Below are 19,690 nucleotides of genomic sequence, written 5' to 3'. Positions count from 1 at the left end.
GGCGGGCCGGGCGGCCTCGCGTGCCCTTTGCTGACTGCTGACCGCCGGTGGCTGACGCCGATCCATGACGGCTGTCGCTCGCCGGCGCCGCCGGCGGTCCCGGACAGAGGCTCCAGGGCCAGATGGGCGAGACGACACCACATGGATCAGACGTTGAGCGGGGAGCAGTCCGAGACGACTGTCCCCCTGAGGATCCCGAGCTGGAAGCAGCGCGCCGCACCGGAAGGCCGGATATCGGCCGCGATACCGGGCCCGAGGACGCAAGACCCGAGGACGCAAGACCCGAGGACGCCGACGACGGCCACCACCGGTGCGGGCGGCGACAGGACCCGCAAGAGAAGCAGGCTGTACGTCATCGACGGGCTGCGCCTCGTGGCCGCCCTGATGGTGGCGCTCCACCACTACGCGGGCACGGCGCGCGTCGACCAGCCGGGCAACGTCATCTGGGGACGTTCCGTCTCGGACATCTTCCCGAACGTCTTCCAGGCCGCCACCTACGGCTGGCTCGGCGTCGAGTTCTTCTTCGTCATCAGCGGCTTCGTCATCTGCATGTCCTCCTGGGGGAGGCGGCCCAGGGACTTCTTCGTGTCCCGGGTGATCCGGCTCTACCCGGCGTACTGGTTCGGCGTACTGTTCACGACCCTCGTCCTGACGCTCCTGCCCGCGGTCTTCCGGCCGCTGAAGCCCACCCAGGTGATCCTCAACTTCTCCATGCTCCAGGCGGGCCTGGGGGCGCCGCACGTCGACGGCGTGTACTGGACGCTCTGGTCCGAACTGCGCTTCTACCTGATCTTCCTGATCGTGGTGGCCACCGGTCTGACCTACCGCAAGGTCGTCGTCTTCTGCTGTGTCTGGGGCGCGGCTGCGGCGTTCGCCGCGAAGTCGGGCATCCCGCTGCTGGTGACGGTCGTCAACCCCGACTCCGCGTGGTTCTTCATCGCCGGTCTCTCCCTCTACCTGATGCACCGCTTCGGCCAGGACCTGCTGCTCTGGTGCGTCTTGGGGCTGTCCCTGGTGATGTCGCAGCACGACGTGCTGACGCGGGTCACCACTGAGCAGGTTTCGACCTGGACCGGCTCGGTGGTCCTCTACACGGCGTTCCTGCTCGTGATGGTGGCGATCGCGCTGGGTCTGACGGACCGGATCCAGTGGAAGTGGCTGACGGTCGCCGGCTCACTGACGTATCCGTTCTATCTGGTGCACTACGCCGTCGGCGTCACCGCGATCCACTACCTGCACGACCGGGTGGACGCCCGTCTGCTGGTCGTCGGACTGATCGCGGCGTCCCTGCTGTTGAGCTGGTTCATCCACCGGCTGGTCGAGCGGCCCCTCTCGCGATGGCTCAAGAAGGGCCTGGGCGGGGTGTTTTCGCGGCTGAGCGCCGACCCCGGGCGCTGAGCCGCGCGCCACGGGGCATACATCTTGTAGTCGGGCCCGGCCAGGACCGGGACATGACACAGGAGACGCGCGGTACGTGGCGCGGGACATGGGGCGGGTAAGTGCACGGACTTGGGGATCGGTTCACGCGTACGTTGCTGGGCGGCGGGGCGCTCGCGCTCTCCGTATGCCTGCTGGCCGGCTGCAAGGCGGAGCCCGGCGGCCTGTCCGGCGCGCCCGGGGCGTCGGGGACGTCCGGCGCGGACACAGACACGGGCGCGGGCGCGGACGCGGACGCGCCGAGCGGTACGTACGGTGTCAGCCCGCTGGACAACCCGGACGGTACGAAGCGGGGCCTCGCGCCCCTCACCTCGGCCGCCGACCAGCAGGCCGGGCGCCGGATCATCGACAAGGTGCGGACGGCGGGGCGCGGCCCCAAGACGGGTTACGAGCGCGACAAGTTCGGCTACGCCTGGAAGGACGGCATAGACAAGGTGCCGCTGGCCAGGAACGGCTGCGACACGCGGAACGACGTGCTGAAGAGGGACGGGCAGAGCGTGACGTTCCGCTCGGGGTCCGACTGCGTACTCGCCTCGATGACCCTGCACGACCCGTACACGGCCAAGACGATCGAGTGGAAGAAGGCCAAGGCCACGGCCGTGCAGATCGACCATGTGATGCCGCTGTCGTACGACTGGCAGATGGGCGCGGCGCACTGGAACGAGTCGAAGCGCGAGCAGATCGCCAACGACCCGCTGAACCTGCTGCCCGTCGACGGCTCGACCAACGGCTCCAAGAGCGACTCGGGCCCGGCGTCCTGGCTGCCGCCGAACAAGCAGATCCGCTGCTCGTACGCGGTGCGGTTCGCGCAGGTCTCGCTGAAGTACGGACTGCCGGTGACGGCGCCGGACAAGAAGATGATGCTCAGCCTCTGCGGCGGCTGAGGAAGCTGAGGAAGCTGAGGAAGCTGAGGAAGGGGACAGGGCGAACGCGGAAAGCCGCCCCCTGACGGGCGGCTTCCGTGGTGCGGACGGCGGCGGGGGCGGGGGGACAGGAGGCCGCCGGCCGGTGTGAGATCAGAGCTTGAGATCCCATTCGATCTCGTCGTGCAGGATGTCGGGGCTCACCGACACGTCGAGCGTCTTGGACGCCGGCGGGGTGTCGTAGGCGAGCGTGACCGTCACCGTCTTGCCGGGCAGGATATGCCCGCTCGGGCTCCCGCCGACCTTGCCGTCGATGATCTCTTCCGCCTTGGTCCCCTTCGCTCCGGCCCGTGCGTCGGTGGTGAAGAGCGTGGTGTCGGCCTTCTTCTTGCCGGTGTTCTCCAGGGTGACCGTGACCTGGTACGCGACGTTGCCCGCGGTGTGGCCGACGGCCGTGTCGCTGGGGGAGTACTTCTTCGGCGCGGAGACCGTGACGCTCAGGCCGTCGTCGTAGACGGCGGTGTCCCCGGCGGCGAGCGGCTTGCCGACGGGGCCCTGCTTCGGCGTCGAGGACTTGGCGACGTCCTTCACCACATCGCCCACGAACATGAACGTGAGGATGACGCCGACCACCGAGAGGATCAGGCCGAGAACGCCGAGGATCGCCCCGGTGACGGCCACGCCCTTGTTGGTCGCGTCCCCGCGCTTCGCACGGCTCCGGCCCACCAGGCCGAGGATCAGGGCGAGCAGACCGAGTGTGCCGGCCAGCCAGAAGAGGAACGGAACGATGCCCGAAAGGGCACCGATGATCCCGAGGATGAGGGAAGCGACGCCCAGGCCGTTGCGGGCCTGCCGTACGGGGGCTCCCGGCATGTCGGGCGCCGGGAACTGGTCCGGGCTCTGCGGGTACTGCGGCGGTTGCGTGTGCTGAGACATGGTTGGGTCCCCCCTTCGACGGGACTTCGAGAGCGCCCCGTGCGGTGATGTGTTCATAACAGCAGAGCCTGTGAACCGAGTCAACAGCAATATGATTGGACGACCTCAATCCTTGTGTGAACATCTGTGAACCGATGGCGTCTGCATGCGTCTGTATGCTCGGCAGCGCGGCGGCGCGGAAGCCGACGTGGTGACGGCAGGGCGACGGCGGGGCCAATTTTCAGTGGCCGCAGGGTGGCCGCAGGGTGACGGTGGGCCGGTGCGGCAAGCGCAGTCGTTGGCCGGTCGTGCGGTGGTCGTGCAGTGAGGGAGGCAGTCGACGGTGCCCGAGAACATGCCAGAGGTGACGGCTGCCGGAATCGCCAGACTCGCGGGCGTGGGACGCGCCGCGGTCAGCAACTGGCGGCGCCGGCACGCCGATTTCCCCAAGCCCGTCGGGGGTACGGAGGCCAGCCCGTCCTTCGCGCTCGGCGAGGTCGAGCTGTGGCTGCGCGATCAGGGGAAGCTCGCCGAGGTGCCGCTGCGCGAGCGCGTCTGGCAACAGGTCCTCGGCGATCCGGCGGGCTCCGCCACCGCCCTCGCGCGGGCGGGCTGCGTGCTGCTCCTCGTACGCGAACGGCACAGGCACTGGCTGGAGTTGGCGGCGGCGACGGACGAACGCCTCGCCCAGCTCCTCCCCTCCGCCGTCGGCGACGTACTGACCGCCCGGTTCGGCGCGGAGCCGGAGAGGGCTGTTCACCCGCCCGGCGCCGAGGAGTTGCTGCCCTCCGTCGCGCTGCTGCGCGGCGTCGCCGAGCTGGCCGCCGAACTGGGCGCTGGGCAGGCCTTCGAGTTCCTGCTCGGCCGGTATCTCGACGCCAACCCCCGGCAGTACACGCTCACTCCGCCCGAGGCCGCCACGCTGATGGCCGCCGTCGCCGACGCCTCCGCCGGGGATGTCACCGTCCTCGACCCGGCCTCCGGCGCCGGCACCCTGCTGCGCGCGGTCCCGAGGGCCGGGGCGCTGTACGCGCAGGACGCCTCGCCCGAACTCGCCGCGCTCACCGGGCTCCGGCTCGCCCTCCACACGGGCGCCGAGGTCAGGGTGCGCGCCGGTGACACGCTGCGCGCCGACGCGTTCCCCCGGCTCGCTGTCGACGCCGTGCTGTGCCACCCGCCGTTCAACGAGCGGAACTGGGGCCATGACGAGCTGGCGTACGACCCGCGCTGGGAGTACGGCTTCCCCGCCCGTACCGAATCAGAACTGGCCTGGGTCCAGCACGCGTTGGCCCGGCTACGCCCCGGCGGCACCGCCGTCCTGCTGATGCCGCCCGCCGTCGCCTCCCGCCGCTCGGGCCGTCGTGTACGGGCGGATCTGCTGCGCCGGGGCGCGCTGCGCGCCGTGATCGCCCTGCCCGCCGGGGCTGCGCCGCCGTACGGCGTTCCGCTGCACCTCTGGGTCCTGCGCAAGCCGGACGCGGGTTCGGGCGGCGGCGGCGCGGGCGGCGCGGCGGGGGCGGGTACGGGAACCCGGCTCTCGCCCGAGCTGCTGCTCGTCGACACCGCCGAACTCTCCCAGGGCGGCGGGCGCGACGGCCTCGACTGGGAGGCCGTGCACAGCACGGTCCTCGACGCCTGGGGGCCCTTCGACCGGCACGGTACGGCCGAGGAACGCCCCGGCGTCAGCCGCGCCGTCCCCGTCATCGACCTCCTGGACGACGACGTGGACCTGGCCCCGGCCCGGCACCTGCCGCCACCGGCCGCCGAGGGAGGCGTGGCCGAACTGGGCCGCGTACGCGAGAGCTTGACCGAGACGCTGCGCCGCACGGTCGAACTCACGCCGGCCGTCAACGGACTTGAGGGCATCGCGGGCGTCCCGGGCGTCGCGGGCATCAAGGGCGTCGAGGGCCTCGCGGCATCCCGGGGATCCGGGGGATCCGAGGGCGCGACGATCGCCGCACGCAGGCTCACCACCGTCGGTGAACTCGTCCGCGCCGGAGCCCTGGAACTGCACGCCGGCGGTTCGGGAACGGCCCACGGCGGTGCCTCCGGCGGCGTCCTCACCGAGCACGACGTCTTCACGGGTGGCCCTCCCTCAGGCACCCTCCCCGACGGCCACAGCCACGGCCACAGTTCGGGTCAGGCCGAGGAGCCCGTCGTGGTCCGGACCGGCGACGTGATCGTCCCCGTACTCGGCGGCGGCTCAGCCGTCCGCGTCGTCGACGAGACCACGGCCGGCGCCGCCCTCGGCCGTAACCTCCAGCTTCTGCGTCCCGATCCGGCCGTGCTCGACCCGTGGTTCCTCACCGGATTCCTGCGCGGCACCGCCAACAACCGCCAGGCCAGCAGCTACGCGTCCACGGCGACGCGCCTCGACGTACGCCGTTTGCAGCTCCCCAGGATCCCGCTCGAAGACCAGCGAAGGTACGGTGAACTCTTCCACGGGCTCGCCGCGTTCGAGGGGGCGCTGCGTCTCGCGGGGCGGCAGGGCGAGCAGTTGGTCCAAGGGCTGTACGACGGGCTGACGGACGGCACCGTTCCGATGTGATCGACGGATGTGATCAGGTCCACAACGGTTCGGCACAACCCGGGGCCGGGTGTCCGTGTCGGTGTATACGCTCATCGGTGTTCGCACCCATGTTCACCGACTCGTCGAATCCACCGGGTTCGCTGAGTTCGTCGAGTTCGCTGATTCACCGAGTTCACCAGGCATTCAGGAGCAGCCATGTACGGCCCCGGCCCCGGCCCAGCGTCGAGGACCCCGCAGCAGCCGAGCACCGGCGCGCTCGTCGCGCTGCGCGTGCTGTTCGTGGCCATCACGGTCTGCACCTGCGGTTTCGGCGGCTGGGCGGCGACGCTGCGGATCGCCGTCGTGCGCCGCAGGACGCTGGACTGGGTGCTCTTCGGCTTCACTCTCCTTGTGCCCATCGTCGTGGTGATGATCATCGGTTCGGGCGACACGAACGAGCCGTCGGACAGCGACACGTATCTCGTCGGGGTGCTCTTCGCCCTGGCGCCGCTGATCGTCCTCTACTACCTGGTAGTTGACATCAGGCACTTCTCCGCCACCAGCAGGCCGCTGATCGCCCACGGCCCGTACGCGTCTCCTGTGCCGCCGGGAGCCACGCCCCCGCGGCCGTACGGGTACGGCTACCCGCCTGGACCGGCCAACGCTCCCACGCACACACCGACCCACACGCCCACCCACACTCCGCCGCCCATGGCGCCGCCGGTGACCCCCGACCAGAGCCACCCCCGTATCGACCAGGTACGCGCCGAACTCGACGAGTTGAGCGACCTCCTGCGCAAGAACTCGGACCAGGGCCACGCACCGGACCACGGCCACGGCGGCCCTGACGGCGGCTCCGGCTCCGGCTCGGGCACAGGGCAGGGCAGCAGATGAACGGCCGTGTGATCGCGAGCCGTTACGAGCTGTCCAGCATCATCGGCCAGGGCGGCATGGGCCAGGTCTGGACGGCGTACGACCAGCGCCTCGACCGCCGCGTCGCCGTCAAGCTGCTGCGCCCCGACCGGATGGCAGCGGCGACCGGCGCCGACGAGATGCGCCGCCGCTTCGTCCGCGAGTGCCGGGTGACGGCCCAGGTCGACCATCCGGGGCTGGTCACCGTCCATGACGCGGGCAGTGACGACGAGGACCTCTACCTGGTCATGCAGTACGTCGAGGGCGCGGACCTCGCCGACCACCTCGCCGAGCACGACCCGTACCCCTGGCCCTGGGCGGTCTCCGTCGCCGCTCAACTGTGCGCGGTGCTCGCCGCCGTACACGCCGTCCCCATCGTTCACCGCGACCTCAAACCACGGAACGTGATGGTGAAGCCGGACGGCACACTCACCGTCCTCGACCTCGGCGTCGCCTCCGTCATCGACATGGACACCACCCGCCTCACCCACACCGGCTCGCCCATCGGAAGCCCGGCGTACATGGCGCCCGAACAGGCGATGGGCGGCGCTGTCGGCCCGTACACCGACATCTACGCGCTCGGCGTGCTGCTCCACGAACTCCTCAGCGGGAACGTCCCGTTCGCCGGCTCGACCGCTCTCGGGGTCCTGCACCGCCATCTGTACGAGGCGCCCGCCCGGCTGCGCGGTTTCCGGCCCGAGATCCCGGAGCAGCTCGAAGAGCTGGTGCTGCGGATGCTGGCGAAGGACCCGCAGGACCGGCCGGCCGGCGCGCAGGAGGTGTACGGGCAGCTCGCCCCGCTGCTGCCGGCCAGGGGAGGCGACGCCGGGCCGCTCGACCCGACGCGGCCCTTCCGCCGGCCGCACGCGCCCTGGCCGGACCGGGCGACGTCGCCGGCCTCCGTTCCGCGGATGCCGCAGCACGCCCCGGACCCGGGTCACGACACGCGGAACCCGTACGCCGCACCGACGGCACCGGGCACACCCGGGACACCGGGCACACCCGGGACACCGGGCACACCCGGGACACCGGGCACACCCGGGACACCGGGCACACCCGCGGCCCGGACCACCCACAGCCGCCAGGACGACCCGGGCAGCCGGGCCACCCCGCCCGGCAGCCACGCCCAGCAGACGCAGCAGACCCCCGTCCCCGCCGCGAACCGCACGGATGTCGCCGCCGCCGTCGACGAGGTGAAGCGCCTCCTGGGGGAGGGCAGCATCACCCAGGCCGTCGACATCCTCGGCTCCATCCTGCCCACGGCGGCCAGGGAGCACGGGGAGCGGTCGCCCGTCGTCCGTATCCTGCGCAAGCAGTACGCGTCGACGCTGATGGACGACGGCCAGTACCGCCGCGCCCTCCCCGAACTGCGCAGGCTCGCCGACGACAGGGCGGCGGAGGCGGGGCCCGGCGACACGCAGACGCTGGAGTTCCGTTACGACGCCGCGCTCTGCCTGGAGCAGCTCGGCGACGCGGCGGCCGCCGTCGCCGAGTACCGCGCGGTCCTCCCGTACTACGAGAATCCGCAGTGGCCGGGCGCCGACCGTTCACGGGCCTTCGACATCCGGCACCGCATCGGGCACCTGCTGCTCGCCATGGGCGATCACGCGGCGGCGCACCAGCAGTTGCAGGCGCTGCTGTACGACACCGAGCTGGTCTACGGTCCCTACCACCCGCTCCCCGTCGAGCTGCGCAGAGGTCTTGAGCGCCGGCGGCAGTTCAGGGGAGCCTGACGCATGCGCCCGACGATAACGGCCAAGGGCCAGGTGATCAGCGGGCAGATGGTGCGGTTCGCCATGGTGGGCGCGGTCAACACGGGGACGTACTACGTCTGTTACCTGCTGCTGCTGACGCGGCTCTCGTATGTGGTCGCGCATGTGGTGGCGTTCCTGCTGAGCATGACGGGGTCCTTCTTCCTGCACAGCAGGTTCACCTACCGGACCCGCCCCACGCTCCGTAAGTTCCTGCTCTTCCCGCTCAGCAATGCCGCGAACTTCCTGATCACCACCGGGGGCGTCTATCTGCTGGTGCATGTGATGCGCCTCAGCAGCCACTACGCGCCGCTGATCGCGGCGGTCGTCGCCATCCCGATCACTTTCGTGCTCTCCCGCGCGATCATGCTGCGACCGGAACGCCCCGCCCCCCTGGAAGAGGACGAGCGCCCGGCCACCACCATGGAAGACCCGGCCCCGGTGTCCTGACGGCCGACCGCCGCCCCGGACAGCCCACCCCGTACAGCCTTGCCCACCGCTCAACTCCCTCGCCCCACCCGGTAATCGGGACCATGTCCTCCCTCGGTGCATCTGTGTGTAGCGTGAAGTTACTCAGCGCGATTCTTGGATGGCGAACACCGGGGAGGGAACCTTCATGACGTGGGACCACTGGGAACAGCTCAAGGCCGATGCGGCTCAGAAGCACTTGGACCACATGCAGCTCAATCACTTACCGCCGGACGGGACAGGCGGGGGCGACGGGGGCCAACAGGGTGACCTGACGGCCAACCAGCAGGATCTGGCCGCCGTCGGGGACAGCGCGTTCAAGCTGTTCGAGAGCCTCGGCCGGTACGGGCGGGACGCCTGGTCCAGCAGCCAGACGGCCGCCAGGGACCTCACCACGCAGAAGTTCGAGACCGGGGGCGGGCTCCATGTCGTGCAGGCGCAGTGGGAGATACAACTGAAATCGCTGCTGGACGCGTGCGCGCACATATCGAACCACATGGATTTCACCAAAAAGATCCACCAGGGGGACGAGTACTTCATCAGCGACACCGTCAGCAGCATTTCGACCCTGGACAAGGGATTCGAAAGTGACGGGCGTAAGAGCTGATGGAATTCGAAACATTGCAGTCCGCGAACTTCGCTTCACTGGCCGAGAACATCAGGGACTGGGCCTCGGTGGTCAAGAGTCTCACCCGGCTCGCAAAGGACGCACGTGACGACATGAAGGCCAAGGCCGACAAGGCCAGTTGGTCGGGTGTCAACGCCACTGTGTCCAGGGAGTTCATCGGCAAGACGGCGGTCGAGTTCAGTGATGCCGTGCTTCAGGCCACCTCCATCCACGACCTGTTGAACGACACGCGTGACCAACTGATCGAGCAGCGGAAACAGTTGATAGCAGCGGTGGACGAGGCGGTAAAGAATAACATCTACATCACCGCGCAAGGCAAAGCCATCGTCACCGTGCCGTCCGGAGCCGCCGCAGGCGATGCGAAGATCCCTCAGCCGAAGGAAGAGGAACTGGGGGTCGCGGAGCGGAATATCGCGCGTATCCTCGCGCAGGCCGACGAGGTGGACCGTATCGCCGACCGTGCTCTCCGCTCGCTGGCAAAGGGGAAGTACGGATTCTCCGACCAGGGCCCCACCAGCCTGAAGGAGGCCGACCGCCGGCAAGGCCAGGAAGACGCGGCGAAGTGGAGCAAGAAGATAGCTCAGGGAGATGTCGACAAGTGGAGCGACAAGGAACTGGCTGCCTTCAACGAGACTCTCGAGAATCAGCACGACAACCCCGCCTTCACCGAGACCCTGGCCACCACACTGGGGCCCGACGGGACCCTCCAGTTCTGGCGCGACCTCTCGGATCCCGGACAGGGAAGAACTCCGGAGGGAGACAGGGCGAAACTCCTGGGCCAGGTTCAGGACAACCTGAGCATGTCGCTCGCCAATGCCACGCACAGCCGTACACCGGAGATGGAGGCGTGGAAGAAGGGCGTCATCGCCGACGGCGGCAAGCAGTTCGGACATGAGGGCGTCCTGCTCAAGCCGTTCGGCTTCCAGATCATGAGCAGCCTGATGGGGAAGGGGGATTTTGACACGAAGTTCCTCGACTCCTACGGCAACAAGCTGGTGAATTTCGAGCGGGATTACACCGAGCACAGCGGAAGGGCGGACGAGGGTGGCCTCTGGGGCCAGACCCTGCGGAACAGCCAACTGAATTACCCGCCCAACCCTGACGGTGTGAACGACCCCATGGCCGGCTTCATGGAGGCGCTCGGCCACAACCCTGAGGCGTCGCTGGAGTTCTTCGACGACTCGACGGGCACGGGCGATGACAGGCTGAGCAACTTCGACTACCTGATCAGCGACGACGACAGCGCCCGCAAGTGGCCGACGGACGAGGGACAGAAGAAGGACCTCTACGGCAGCGTGGGCCACGCCCTGGAATCCGCGACCCGCGGCGTCCCGTACGACAGCGACGCCCTCCCGGGAAAGCACAGCGCCGCCAGCGCCCTGCTGGTGCAGGAGATCGTCAACAAAATGGGATCCGACCCCAAACTCATCGACGAGTACCCGATGAGCACCAGCCTGGGCAATATCACCGCCGAATACATGCGTGATGTCCAGGACGGCCTGAACGGCGAGCGAGTACTCCCGACGTTCGGCAGCAACGCGATGCTGGGCGAAGACCCTGCGGCGCTGCATAATTTCCTGGCAGGAGTGGGCAGGGACCCCGACGCCTACGGCGCCATCCTCAACTCCCAACAGGCGGTCACGACTGAGCTCATCAACGAGACCTTTGTGAATAGGGAAAAATACGACGAACTTTCTGCCGAGGTGGCCGACATGGTGGCTCCCGGGGGAGAGATATCCGGAATCATGGCTGAGTCCCGCGCCCAGGCTGTATACGATGAAAAGATAAAGTCGGACACCGATTTTAACGAAGGAATCAATAGGGCGGACAAGTGGGTGGGATTCGCCATCGACAAGGGAATCGGAAAGATTCCCGTGGGCGGAGATATCGTCAGCAGTGTTACGGGTGAAATCAGGGAGGCCGTTGTCGCCCATTATACTCGGGATTCCAGCGAAGACGCCGCGATGGATAAGGGGGAATTCCTCGCTCAGCAACGAAAGGGTTCGGCCGGTGCTGCCTATGATGCAACACATGAAGCCGCAAGGCTTGCCGGGATAAGCTCTCCCAACGCGGATAGTCTTGCTAATACTGCCAGCAATGCGGTTCATGACAGTTATGGCCAGGGGCGACAGTAGGTGGAAGCGTAATGCCAATGAAATCCTCCATATCGGCGGACCGGAACGTATCTAGAAGTAGGGTGTGGGTCGTATCTGCCGTCGTGGCAGCACTCGTGGCAGGCGGGCTTGCTGCCTGGCAGTTATGGCCTTCCGAAGGACCGCCTCCGGTCGCCGTGCCTCGGTTCGTGTGCGCGGAGAAGATCCCGGGGAAGTTGGTTTCTGATCTGCTTCCCAGAACTGGGAAGGCTTTTCACGAGGATGTCGACTACAGATTCGAGCCGACACCCAGCGGCCAAGGTCCCTCATGTCTCCTCAGTGCAGGCGGTCGAGGTATCACAATTAACTATTTCAGGCTTTTGGGTGAAGAGTTCCTAACTGACTTGCCGTCGAAGTATGAACAGCGGTCAAAACAGCCTGGGTTCCGTCCCCTGGACCTCGGGAACGCGCACGGATATTCCGGATCACACAGCGCCGGAATCACCTTGGATTGCTCGACATCGAAATTGCCGGGGATTGTTGTGGTCAGTGTTGATGGGAGGGGATTCCCCGAGGAGGAGCAGGAGGGTGTTCGTAGCGGGTTTACCGACCTGGTGGCGGACTCCTTGCGCGTAGCTCGGGCCACCATGAAGTGTGCGGACTCGGAAGAGGTGCATGCACAAGGGTGAGGCGAAGACCCCCGGAATGGCTGGCGGGTGGCGCCGGCGGCTCCGGCCATCTGTGGTCGGGCATCGACTTCGTCCGGTGGAAGGGCTCGGTGTACCAGTGGAACGACGGAAGAATCGATCCGCACTGGCACACCGTGACCCACCTGTGGGCAACCTGCTGGGGCTGACGCGCCGGCAGACGACCGGCAGACGGACGGGAGACGGAGGCCGCTCGTACCGCCTACAGGGTTCGCAGGCGGGTGGACTGGAGTTTCATCGTTCGTTTGAGGCGGGGGCCGAACGGCCGCTCCACGAAGCGGTGGATGAACCAGGCCAGTATCAGCATCGTGGCGATCGTCACGACCAGCGTCAGCCACGGGTTCAGGCCGAACTTCCGGTGGTAGATGTCGATCGCGAACCAGCCGAGGTGTTCGTGCACCAGGTAGAAGGGGTACGTGAGCGCGCCCGCGATCGGCAGCCAGCGCCACTTCGCCCAGCTCAGCCAGCCCAGGGCCACGGCGGCCACCGCCGCGAACGCGAAGGTGACGAACAGCAGGATCACGTACGGCGAGCGGTGGTAGAAGACGTTGCCGGCGTGCGGGCTCCACAGGGCGATCGTCGAGTAGTGCTGGCCGAGCAGCCAGCTCGTGGCGACGATGCCCCAGAGCAGCAGGTCGCTGCCGTACTTGTGGATCAGGTAGAGGGCGAGGCCGCCGATGAAGAACGGTGCGCTGTCCTGCATCACTATCTCGGTCAGCAGCGAGTTGTCGGCGACCTGCGCGAGGCCCGTGGCCACCGTCCACAGGCAGCAGAAGATGACAACACGGCGGTAGGTGACGCCCCGCCATACGACGAAGAGCGCGAACAGCAGGTAGAAGCGGGCCTCGATCCACAGCGTCCAGCACACGCCGAGCACGCGGTTCACACCGGTCGGCTGCTGGAGCATGGTGAAGTTCACCAGGATCTCGTGCAGCCGCAGCGGCTGACTGACCGAGGGAAGTACGACACACGCGGCCGTCACGATCACGATCGCCACCCAGTACGCCGGGTACAGGCGCGAGACACGGGAGCGGAAGAAGTCCCCGAGCGTGCGGCCCCAGCTACTCATGCAGATGACGAAACCGCTGATGACGAAGAAGAGTTGCACCCCCAGGCAGCCGTACGAGGCGATGGCCGAGAGGCCGGGGAACAGCTCCCTCGGTGACTCGCCCCAGGAGTTGGTGATCTGGCCGCCCCGTCCCGAGTAGTGGTAGAGGCAGACCATCAGGGCGGCCAACAGGCGCAGCCCGTCCAGGGCCCGGAGGCGGGTGTGCTTCTGGGCGGGCGCCGCCGCGGCGGCAGGGCTCTCCGGCACAGGCTCGGGGAGAGGCTCCGGTGGGCGGGCCAGGGTCGCTTGAGTCATTCCGTTCGTTCCGATCGTTCCTGCTACGGCGGGATGGCGGATGGCGGATGAGGCCGGTGGGATTACGGGAGCGCGTTCGGGTTCGCGTGGTCAGGGACGTGGTCGCGGACGCACAGCGGTAGCAGCCTCCAGTAAAAAGACGCTAGGAGGCGGCCGGTGAACGACCTGGCATCCGAACGGTGAACAAGGGTTCGGCTGAGGTGGCTGTCGGATGAACTACCGGTGTGGGCAAGGCTTTGAGCCCATCCGCGGGACCTCGGCCGGACCTCCGGCAGCCCCGTACGGCACCCCCGTAGCGCCCCCTCGGCACCCGTACCGGGGCCTCCGCCGACGATCATGAAATGCGCCGAGACCTCAACTGGGCGCGAATCGTTGGTCGAATCAGTGGCCCAGGCCACTCCGACTGCCTAACATCGATCATTGCAAGGCCTTGTGCATCGCCGCACAATCACGCCGGGAGGCTCCCTTTGCACCGCCGCCGTCGCACCGCGCTCTCCATCTCCGTCGCGCTCCTCGCCGGGGCACCCCTCCTCACCGCCTGCGGCGGCGAAGCCCATCCGGGAGCCGCCGCGGTCGTCGGCGGCCAGCGGATCGAGGTGACCACGCTCCAGACGCAGGTACGGCAGGTCCGCACCGCGCAGGAGGCCTCCCCGGACGCCGCCCAGCTCATCAAGAACACCGGCCAGCTCAGCCAGGACAAGCTGAACAACCTGGTCTTCGACCGGGTCCTCCAGAAGGCCGCCGACAACAACGACGTCAAGGTCAGCCGCAAGGAGGTCCAGACCGCGCGGACGCAGGCCGCAGCGCAGTCGGGCGGCGAGAAGCAGTTCGCCGCGCTGCTGCTCCAGCAGCGCGCGATCACACCGGGCCAGATCGATGACGCGATCCGCAGGGACGTGCTGCTGGCCAAGGTCGCGCAGGCGGTCGGCGGCGACATCTCGACGCCGGCCGGCCAGCAGAAGATCCTCGCCGAGCTGTCCAAGACGTCGAAGCAGCTCCATGTCGACGTGAACCCGCGCTACGGCTCGTGGGACGACAAGCAGGTCACCCTCGGCGCGACCAAGACCCCCTGGATCACCCAGGTCACCCAGCAGGTACCGCAGCAGGAGCCCTCCGACGTCTGACCCCTCCCGCCCCCGACCCCCTGATCTCGGCGCCCGCCGGACCGCCCCGGCAGCGGTTCGGCGCCCCGGGTAGGTTCGAAGGGTGACTGATGAAGCTCCCGCCGCCACCGGCCGTATCGTTCTGCTGACCGCCAGCCACCGGGTCGCCCCCGGCCTCCTGTCGTGGCCCGCCTGGCAGACGCTGCACGCCGCCGACCGTGTCCTGTGCGCCGACCCCGGCCACCCGCAGCTTCCGTACCTGCGGGAGGCCGGCATCACCGTGGAGCAGGCGGCGCCCCCGGCCGAAGAGCTGGTCGAGGCGTGCGCCGGAGGCCGTACGGTCGTGGTCGTCCCCGCCGCCGACGGCGACGGCACCGACGCGGCCCTCACCGACGGCTTGGCCCGGCTGGCAGGATCGGGCCGTGTCGAGATGCCGGACCTGGAGCTGCTCCCGGGCTCGTACGACCTGCCGGGCGCCCGCCTCCTCGACCTCGTCCAGGTCATGGACCGCATCCGCGCCGAGTGCCCCTGGTCGTCCGTCCAGACGCACGAAGGTCTCGCCAAGTACGCCATCGAGGAGGCGTACGAGCTGGTCGAGGCGATCGAGGACGGCGACGAGGACGACCTCCGCGAGGAGCTGGGCGACGTACTCCTCCAGGTCGTCTTCCACGCGCGGATCGCCCAGGACGGGCTTGACGAGGACCGGGAGCCGTTCTCCATCGACGACGTGGCAGGCACCATCGTCGACAAGCTCATCCACCGCCACCCGCATGTCTTCGGCGACGAGAAGGCCGAGACCGCCGAGGAGGTCAAGGCGCACTGGCTGCGCACCAAGGCGGAGGAGAAGCAGCGCGACTCGGTGACGGACGGCGTCCCCCTCGGCCAGCCGGGCCTGGCCCTCGCGTCGAAGCTCGCGAGCCGCGTACGGACGGCGGGCCTCGATGTGGCCCCGCCGCCGGGCGAGGGCATCGGCCACGAACTGCTGGCGACGGCGGTACGGGCGGAGAAAACCGGCGTAGACCCGGAAACCGCCCTGCGCGCCACAGCCCGCGCCTACCGCGACGCGATCAAAGCGGCGGAGGCGGACCGGCGCGCGGGCGGGAACGCGAAGTAGAACCACCCGACCCGCCGACCCGCCGACTCCACCTCGCCGTTCTCGGGTCCCTGGCCCCGATGACGGGGCATCATGAATCCGTATCCAGGGGGGTGGGGTTGTGGCTGCTGTGCGGAGGCCGTCCCGGCAGGAGATCAACCGGCGGGGCGGCCGTACGGGGTTGGTGGGCCGGCGCGGTGAACTGGCCCTGTTCCGGGAGACGTTCGCGCGCGACCCGGAAGATGTCGATTTCCCCTTCCTGTTCCATGTGCACGGCAACGGCGGGGTCGGGAAGTCGACGCTCGTGCGGCAGTGGGAGGCCACGGCGCGCGAGCAGGCCTCGGTGGTGACGGCGTTCCTGGACGACGAAGTGCATGACGCGCTTGAGGCGATGGAGACGGTGAGTGCTCGGCTCGGCCGGCAGGGGCATCCGCTGAAGAAGTTCGACAAGCAGTTGTCGACCTACCGCCAGCGCCGCCATCAGGCCGAAAGCACGGTCCCCGCACAGCAGTCGGCCCCAGGCGAGCCGGGTACGGCGGAGCCCCCTTCGGCATCGCCCGCCAGCACCGTGGTGACGCAGGTCGGGCTGGCCGGGCTGGCGATGGTGCCCGGTGTGGGGCCGTTCGTCCAGGCGGTCAATCCGCAGCAGGCCGCGCTGGGTACGGACCGGATGGTGCGGGCCATGCTGAACATGCGGCTGGGCAGCCCCGACGACGTACAACTGGTGATGAATCCGGTGGCGTATCTGACACCGGTGTTCCTCGACGACCTCGCCGAGGTGGCGGCGCGGTGCGAGCGGGTGGTGCTGTTCTTCGACGTGTACGAGCGGACAGGGCCGGTGCTCGACGCGTGGCTCCAGAGCATCATCTTCACCGAGGATCACGGGAGTCTCCCGGTCAACGTGCAGATCGTGCTGTCGGGTCAGCTACGTCTCAACGCCCGCGTTTGGGGCGACTGGTCGGGTCAGGTCACCACGGTGGGTCTGGACGTGTTCACCGAGGAGGAGGCTCGTACGCTGCTCGCTTCCCACGGCGTCACCGACGGGCAGCGGGTCGAGGAGATCCTGCGCCTGTCCGGGCGGCTCCCGCTTCTGGTGGACATGCTCGCCCGGAGCGAGCCGGGCACCGGCGAGGGCATCGAGGACCCCTCCGAGACCGCGGTCGAGCGTTTCCTCAAATGGGTGCCGGACTCCCATCGCCGCGAGGCGGCGCAAGCCTGCGCGCTCCCCATGCAGTTGAACGAGGACATCTACCGCACCGTCGTTCCGGAAGAGGCCGCCGACGACTACGCGTGGCTGCGGACCTTGGCGTTCGTGTCGCAGCAGGCCGGGCGCTGCCGTTACCACGACGTCGTCCGGGGCACGATGCTGCGTTTGCAGCGCACCAGGTCGCCCGCGCGGTGGCAGCGAGAGCACACACGCCTCGCCGACACCTTCCAGCAGTGGGCGGAGGACGTCGAAGCGGGACTGGGCACCCGCGAGGACGACTACTGGGATGACGGGACGTGGCGCGAACACCGGCTCAACGAGACGTACCACCGCCTGTGCGCGGATCCTCGCGCCGCTCTGCCCGACGCCCTTCTACGAGCGGTGCACGCGACCGACCACGACATGGCCACCCTGCGCCGTTGGGCCCAGGTCCTGAGCCAGGCAGGCCGCGATACCGACACGGCTGCCCTCACCTCCTGGGGCGTGCGCCTGGAAGCCACGGGAGAGCAGAGCGGTGAAGAGGAGGCCGCGAGTATCGCCGTACTGGCGCTGCTCCTGACCGCACCCGAACTCGGCACCGCCGCCCGAGCCTTGGCCTACACCGTCCGCGCCCGCGACCACCGGTTCGTGGGCAACTACGAGGCCGCTCTGGCCGACTACGCGACAGTCGCCCGAATGGCTCCGGAAGCGGCACGAGGACACGTGGGCCGGGGGGAAACCTACCGGCTCATGGGTCGTCACGATGAAGCCCTCGCCGATTTCGATCGTGGGATCGAAATCGACCCCGACGACTCCTGGGCCATCGCCAGTCGCGGGCAGACCTATCAGGCGATGGGCCGTTACGACGAGGCTCTCGCCGACTACAGCCGGGCCCTTCAGATCGGTCCCGAATACGTCTGGGCGATGATCGGCCGTGGCCGGGTCCATGAGGTGATGGGCCGTAACGAGGAGGCCCTCGCCGATTACAGCCGCGCTGTGCAGCTCTCGCCCGATGATGCCTGGCCCCTTGCCAGCCGTGGCCGGGTCCATGAGGCAATGGAGCGTTACGACGAGGCGCTCGCCGATTACAGCCGCGCCGTCCAGCTCTCCCCCCATGACTCCTGGCCTCTTACCTGCCGTGGAGGGGCCTATCAGGCGGCGGGCCGTCTCGAGGAGGCTCTCGCCGACTACAACCGCTCCCTCCGGATCGACGCCGATGACTCCTGGACCCTCGCCAGCCGTGGAGAGGCCTATCGGGCGATGGGCCGTTTCGAGGAGGCTCTCGCCGACTACGACCACGCCCTCCGGATCGACGCCGATGACTCCTGGACCCTCGCCAGCCGTGGAGTGGCCTACCAGGCGGTGGGCCGTTTCGAGGAGGCTCTCGCGGACTACAACCGCGCCATCGAGATCGATCCCACCTACGTCTGGGCCATGGTCCGCCGCGGACGAAACCATGAGGCGGCGGATCGGCTTGAGGAGGCTCTTACGGACTACACCCACGCGGTCGAGATCGAACCGCGGAACGCCTGGGCCCTCGCCAGCCGGGGGGATGTCTGTCGTCTCATGGGCCGGTACGAGGAGGCCCTTTCCGATTTCTCCTCCGCGATCGAGATCGACTCGGAGTACGCCTGGGCCATCGGCAGCCGCGGACAGGCCTACCGGTTCCTGAACCGCCCCGACGAGTCCCTCGTCGACCTCAGTCGGGCCCTGGAATTGGCCCCTGATGTGGCCTGGACGCACTACGAGATGGCAGTGGTCCTGCGTGCTCTGGGGAATCCGGGCTATGAAGATCATCTGACGCGCGCTGTCGCGCTGATCACGTCCGCTCTCGCCGGGACAGACACGGAGAAGGAGACGGAGAAGGAACAGGCCTTCTTTCTCGCTCATTGTCTGATGTCGCGCTGGGAAGAGGCTGAACAGTGCCTGTCGGGCTTCCTGAGCAGCGGTCCGAGCCGTGGAGATATCGACGAAATGATCTCCGAAACGGGAAGCCTGATCACCCTTTTCCCCTCGGCCGAGCAGCACCTGCTCCCCTTCCGCCGCCGACTCGAAGACACCCGCCCCCAGTAGTCCCCGCCGGACCACGCCGGCCGTCGTTGCCCTACCGCCGGCGTGGTCCGTCGTCAGGTGGGCCGGTGGTTCAGGGGCGTACGGTGCACAGCGCCAGTAGGCAGAGGTTGAAGCCCTGGGTGTTGCTGGGGCCCGTCGAGCCGCTCGCGTTGTCCGACGTGCCGACCGTGCAGCGGGACAGCAGGCAGAGATTTCCTCCCTGGACACCGTGGTAATCGCCTATCGACCAGGCTGGTTGCGCCGCGGGAACGGGTGCGGGCGCTGCGGTACGGGTGGTCGCCCCCGCGCTCGTGGCGGCCGAGGCCAGCAGCGCGGCGGCGATGGCTGTGGCCGCGCCCCAGCGGGTCAGTGAAACGGGAATCCTCAAGGCGTCTCCAAGTCTCGTACGGCACAGGAGTGTCGCCCTGCTTTCGGAGCCGTCCGGCTCGCGGATTGGTGGCAACTCGCGATGTGGCGCGAGCCGCTCCGCGTGCGATTGCGAAGTGTGAAGAAGGCGTGCGCATCGCTTGTGTGCTGGGTCACATGGGCAATCCGTGCGTGCTCTCACTTCGAATGGCTTCCCAGAGCGGCCTATTTGGGGCCGAGTCGT

The 19,690-nt window shown here is 68.4% G+C and carries 15 protein-coding genes; 12 read left to right on the top strand and 3 right to left on the bottom strand.

Annotated features, from left to right (window positions below):
• The first annotated feature begins 141 nt into the window (after positions 1 to 141).
• Positions 142 to 1,398: an acyltransferase gene (locus tag QR77_RS14105; protein ID WP_078876663.1), complete on the top strand. Its 1,257-nt coding sequence runs from the start codon at positions 142 to 144 to the stop codon at positions 1,396 to 1,398.
• Positions 1,399 to 1,568: 170 nt separating this feature from the next.
• The gene (locus QR77_RS14100) at positions 1,569 to 2,321 is read left to right on the top strand and encodes an HNH endonuclease family protein (protein WP_052489602.1); all 753 of its coding nucleotides are present in this window, start codon (positions 1,569 to 1,571) and stop codon (positions 2,319 to 2,321) included.
• 132 nt (positions 2,322 to 2,453) lie between these two features.
• On the opposite strand, the gene QR77_RS14095 is transcribed toward QR77_RS14100, so the two are convergent.
• Positions 2,454 to 3,236 carry a DUF4190 domain-containing protein gene (locus QR77_RS14095; RefSeq protein ID WP_040022077.1) on the bottom strand — a complete coding sequence of 261 codons (783 nt, stop codon included), beginning with the start codon at positions 3,234 to 3,236 and terminating at the stop codon, positions 2,454 to 2,456.
• Positions 3,237 to 3,558: 322 nt separating this feature from the next.
• On the opposite strand from QR77_RS14095, the gene QR77_RS14090 reads away from it, so the two are divergent.
• The 7 genes from QR77_RS14090 to QR77_RS46635 all read left to right on the top strand — a co-directional run bounded on the left by QR77_RS14090 (position 3,559) and on the right by QR77_RS46635 (position 12,432).
• Complete coding sequence (locus QR77_RS14090) at positions 3,559 to 5,763, top strand: N-6 DNA methylase (RefSeq protein WP_236710649.1); 2,205 nt, start codon at positions 3,559 to 3,561, stop codon at positions 5,761 to 5,763.
• Between the two features lie 177 nt (positions 5,764 to 5,940).
• Positions 5,941 to 6,618, top strand: coding sequence for a hypothetical protein (locus QR77_RS14085; RefSeq protein ID WP_052488724.1), 678 nt, complete (start codon positions 5,941 to 5,943; stop codon positions 6,616 to 6,618).
• Positions 6,615 to 8,369 carry a serine/threonine-protein kinase gene (locus QR77_RS14080; protein WP_040022075.1) on the top strand — a complete coding sequence of 585 codons (1,755 nt, stop codon included), beginning with the start codon at positions 6,615 to 6,617 and terminating at the stop codon, positions 8,367 to 8,369. Before QR77_RS14085 ends, QR77_RS14080 begins: the two co-directional genes overlap by 4 nt.
• 3 nt (positions 8,370 to 8,372) lie before the next feature.
• Complete coding sequence (locus QR77_RS14075; protein ID WP_236710647.1) at positions 8,373 to 8,837, top strand: GtrA family protein; 465 nt, start codon at positions 8,373 to 8,375, stop codon at positions 8,835 to 8,837.
• A 166-nt stretch (positions 8,838 to 9,003) separates the two neighbouring features.
• On the top strand, positions 9,004 to 9,462 hold the full coding sequence (locus tag QR77_RS14070) for a hypothetical protein (protein ID WP_040027893.1): 459 nt from the start codon (positions 9,004 to 9,006) through the stop codon (positions 9,460 to 9,462).
• A complete protein-coding gene (locus tag QR77_RS14065; protein WP_150130374.1) occupies positions 9,462 to 11,618 on the top strand; it encodes a DUF6571 family protein in 2,157 nt (718 codons plus the stop codon). The genes QR77_RS14070 and QR77_RS14065 overlap by 1 nt, the downstream gene beginning before the upstream one ends.
• Positions 11,619 to 12,261: 643 nt before the next feature.
• Complete coding sequence (locus QR77_RS46635) at positions 12,262 to 12,432, top strand: hypothetical protein (protein ID WP_160310908.1); 171 nt, start codon at positions 12,262 to 12,264, stop codon at positions 12,430 to 12,432.
• 53 nt (positions 12,433 to 12,485) lie between these two features.
• Here the strand turns inward: QR77_RS46635 and QR77_RS14060 are convergent, their stop codons facing one another.
• Positions 12,486 to 13,646: an acyltransferase gene (locus QR77_RS14060; protein WP_173476302.1), complete on the bottom strand. Its 1,161-nt coding sequence runs from the start codon at positions 13,644 to 13,646 to the stop codon at positions 12,486 to 12,488.
• Between the two features lie 467 nt (positions 13,647 to 14,113).
• On the opposite strand from QR77_RS14060, the gene QR77_RS14055 reads away from it, so the two are divergent.
• The 3 genes from QR77_RS14055 to QR77_RS14045 all read left to right on the top strand — a co-directional run bounded on the left by QR77_RS14055 (position 14,114) and on the right by QR77_RS14045 (position 19,101).
• Positions 14,114 to 14,770, top strand: coding sequence for a SurA N-terminal domain-containing protein (locus tag QR77_RS14055; RefSeq protein ID WP_040022072.1), 657 nt, complete (start codon positions 14,114 to 14,116; stop codon positions 14,768 to 14,770).
• Positions 14,771 to 14,852: 82 nt separating this feature from the next.
• Positions 14,853 to 15,863, top strand: coding sequence for a nucleoside triphosphate pyrophosphohydrolase (locus QR77_RS14050; RefSeq protein WP_040022071.1), 1,011 nt, complete (start codon positions 14,853 to 14,855; stop codon positions 15,861 to 15,863).
• Positions 15,864 to 15,963: 100 nt separating this feature from the next.
• Positions 15,964 to 19,101: a tetratricopeptide repeat protein gene (locus tag QR77_RS14045; RefSeq protein ID WP_150130373.1), complete on the top strand. Its 3,138-nt coding sequence runs from the start codon at positions 15,964 to 15,966 to the stop codon at positions 19,099 to 19,101.
• Between the two features lie 70 nt (positions 19,102 to 19,171).
• On the opposite strand, the gene QR77_RS43530 is transcribed toward QR77_RS14045, so the two are convergent.
• Complete coding sequence (locus tag QR77_RS43530; RefSeq protein WP_078876662.1) at positions 19,172 to 19,468, bottom strand: hypothetical protein; 297 nt, start codon at positions 19,466 to 19,468, stop codon at positions 19,172 to 19,174.
• Between the last annotated feature and the right edge of the window lie 222 nt (positions 19,469 to 19,690).

Origin of the sequence: Streptomyces sp. 150FB, assembly GCF_000818195.1 — a bacterium.
In the GTDB taxonomy this organism is placed as follows: domain Bacteria; phylum Actinomycetota; class Actinomycetes; order Streptomycetales; family Streptomycetaceae; genus Streptomyces.
This window is presented reverse-complemented; position numbering and strand designations above follow the sequence as displayed.

What these genes read in the sequence shown, in the direction of transcription:
- QR77_RS14105 (WP_078876663.1), top strand. Translation starts at nt 142, where the DNA reads ATGGATCAGACGTTGAGCGGGGAGCAGTCCGAGACGACTGTCCCCCTG.
- QR77_RS14070 (WP_040027893.1), top strand. Translation starts at nt 9,004, where the DNA reads ATGACGTGGGACCACTGGGAACAGCTCAAGGCCGATGCGGCTCAGAAG.
- QR77_RS14075 (WP_236710647.1), top strand. Translation starts at nt 8,373, where the DNA reads ATGCGCCCGACGATAACGGCCAAGGGCCAGGTGATCAGCGGGCAGATG.
- QR77_RS14095 (WP_040022077.1), bottom strand. Translation starts at nt 3,236, where the DNA reads ATGTCTCAGCACACGCAACCGCCGCAGTACCCGCAGAGCCCGGACCAG.
- QR77_RS14080 (WP_040022075.1), top strand. Translation starts at nt 6,615, where the DNA reads ATGAACGGCCGTGTGATCGCGAGCCGTTACGAGCTGTCCAGCATCATC.
- QR77_RS14065 (WP_150130374.1), top strand. Translation starts at nt 9,462, where the DNA reads ATGGAATTCGAAACATTGCAGTCCGCGAACTTCGCTTCACTGGCCGAG.
- QR77_RS14060 (WP_173476302.1), bottom strand. Translation starts at nt 13,646, where the DNA reads ATGACTCAAGCGACCCTGGCCCGCCCACCGGAGCCTCTCCCCGAGCCT.
- QR77_RS14085 (WP_052488724.1), top strand. Translation starts at nt 5,941, where the DNA reads ATGTACGGCCCCGGCCCCGGCCCAGCGTCGAGGACCCCGCAGCAGCCG.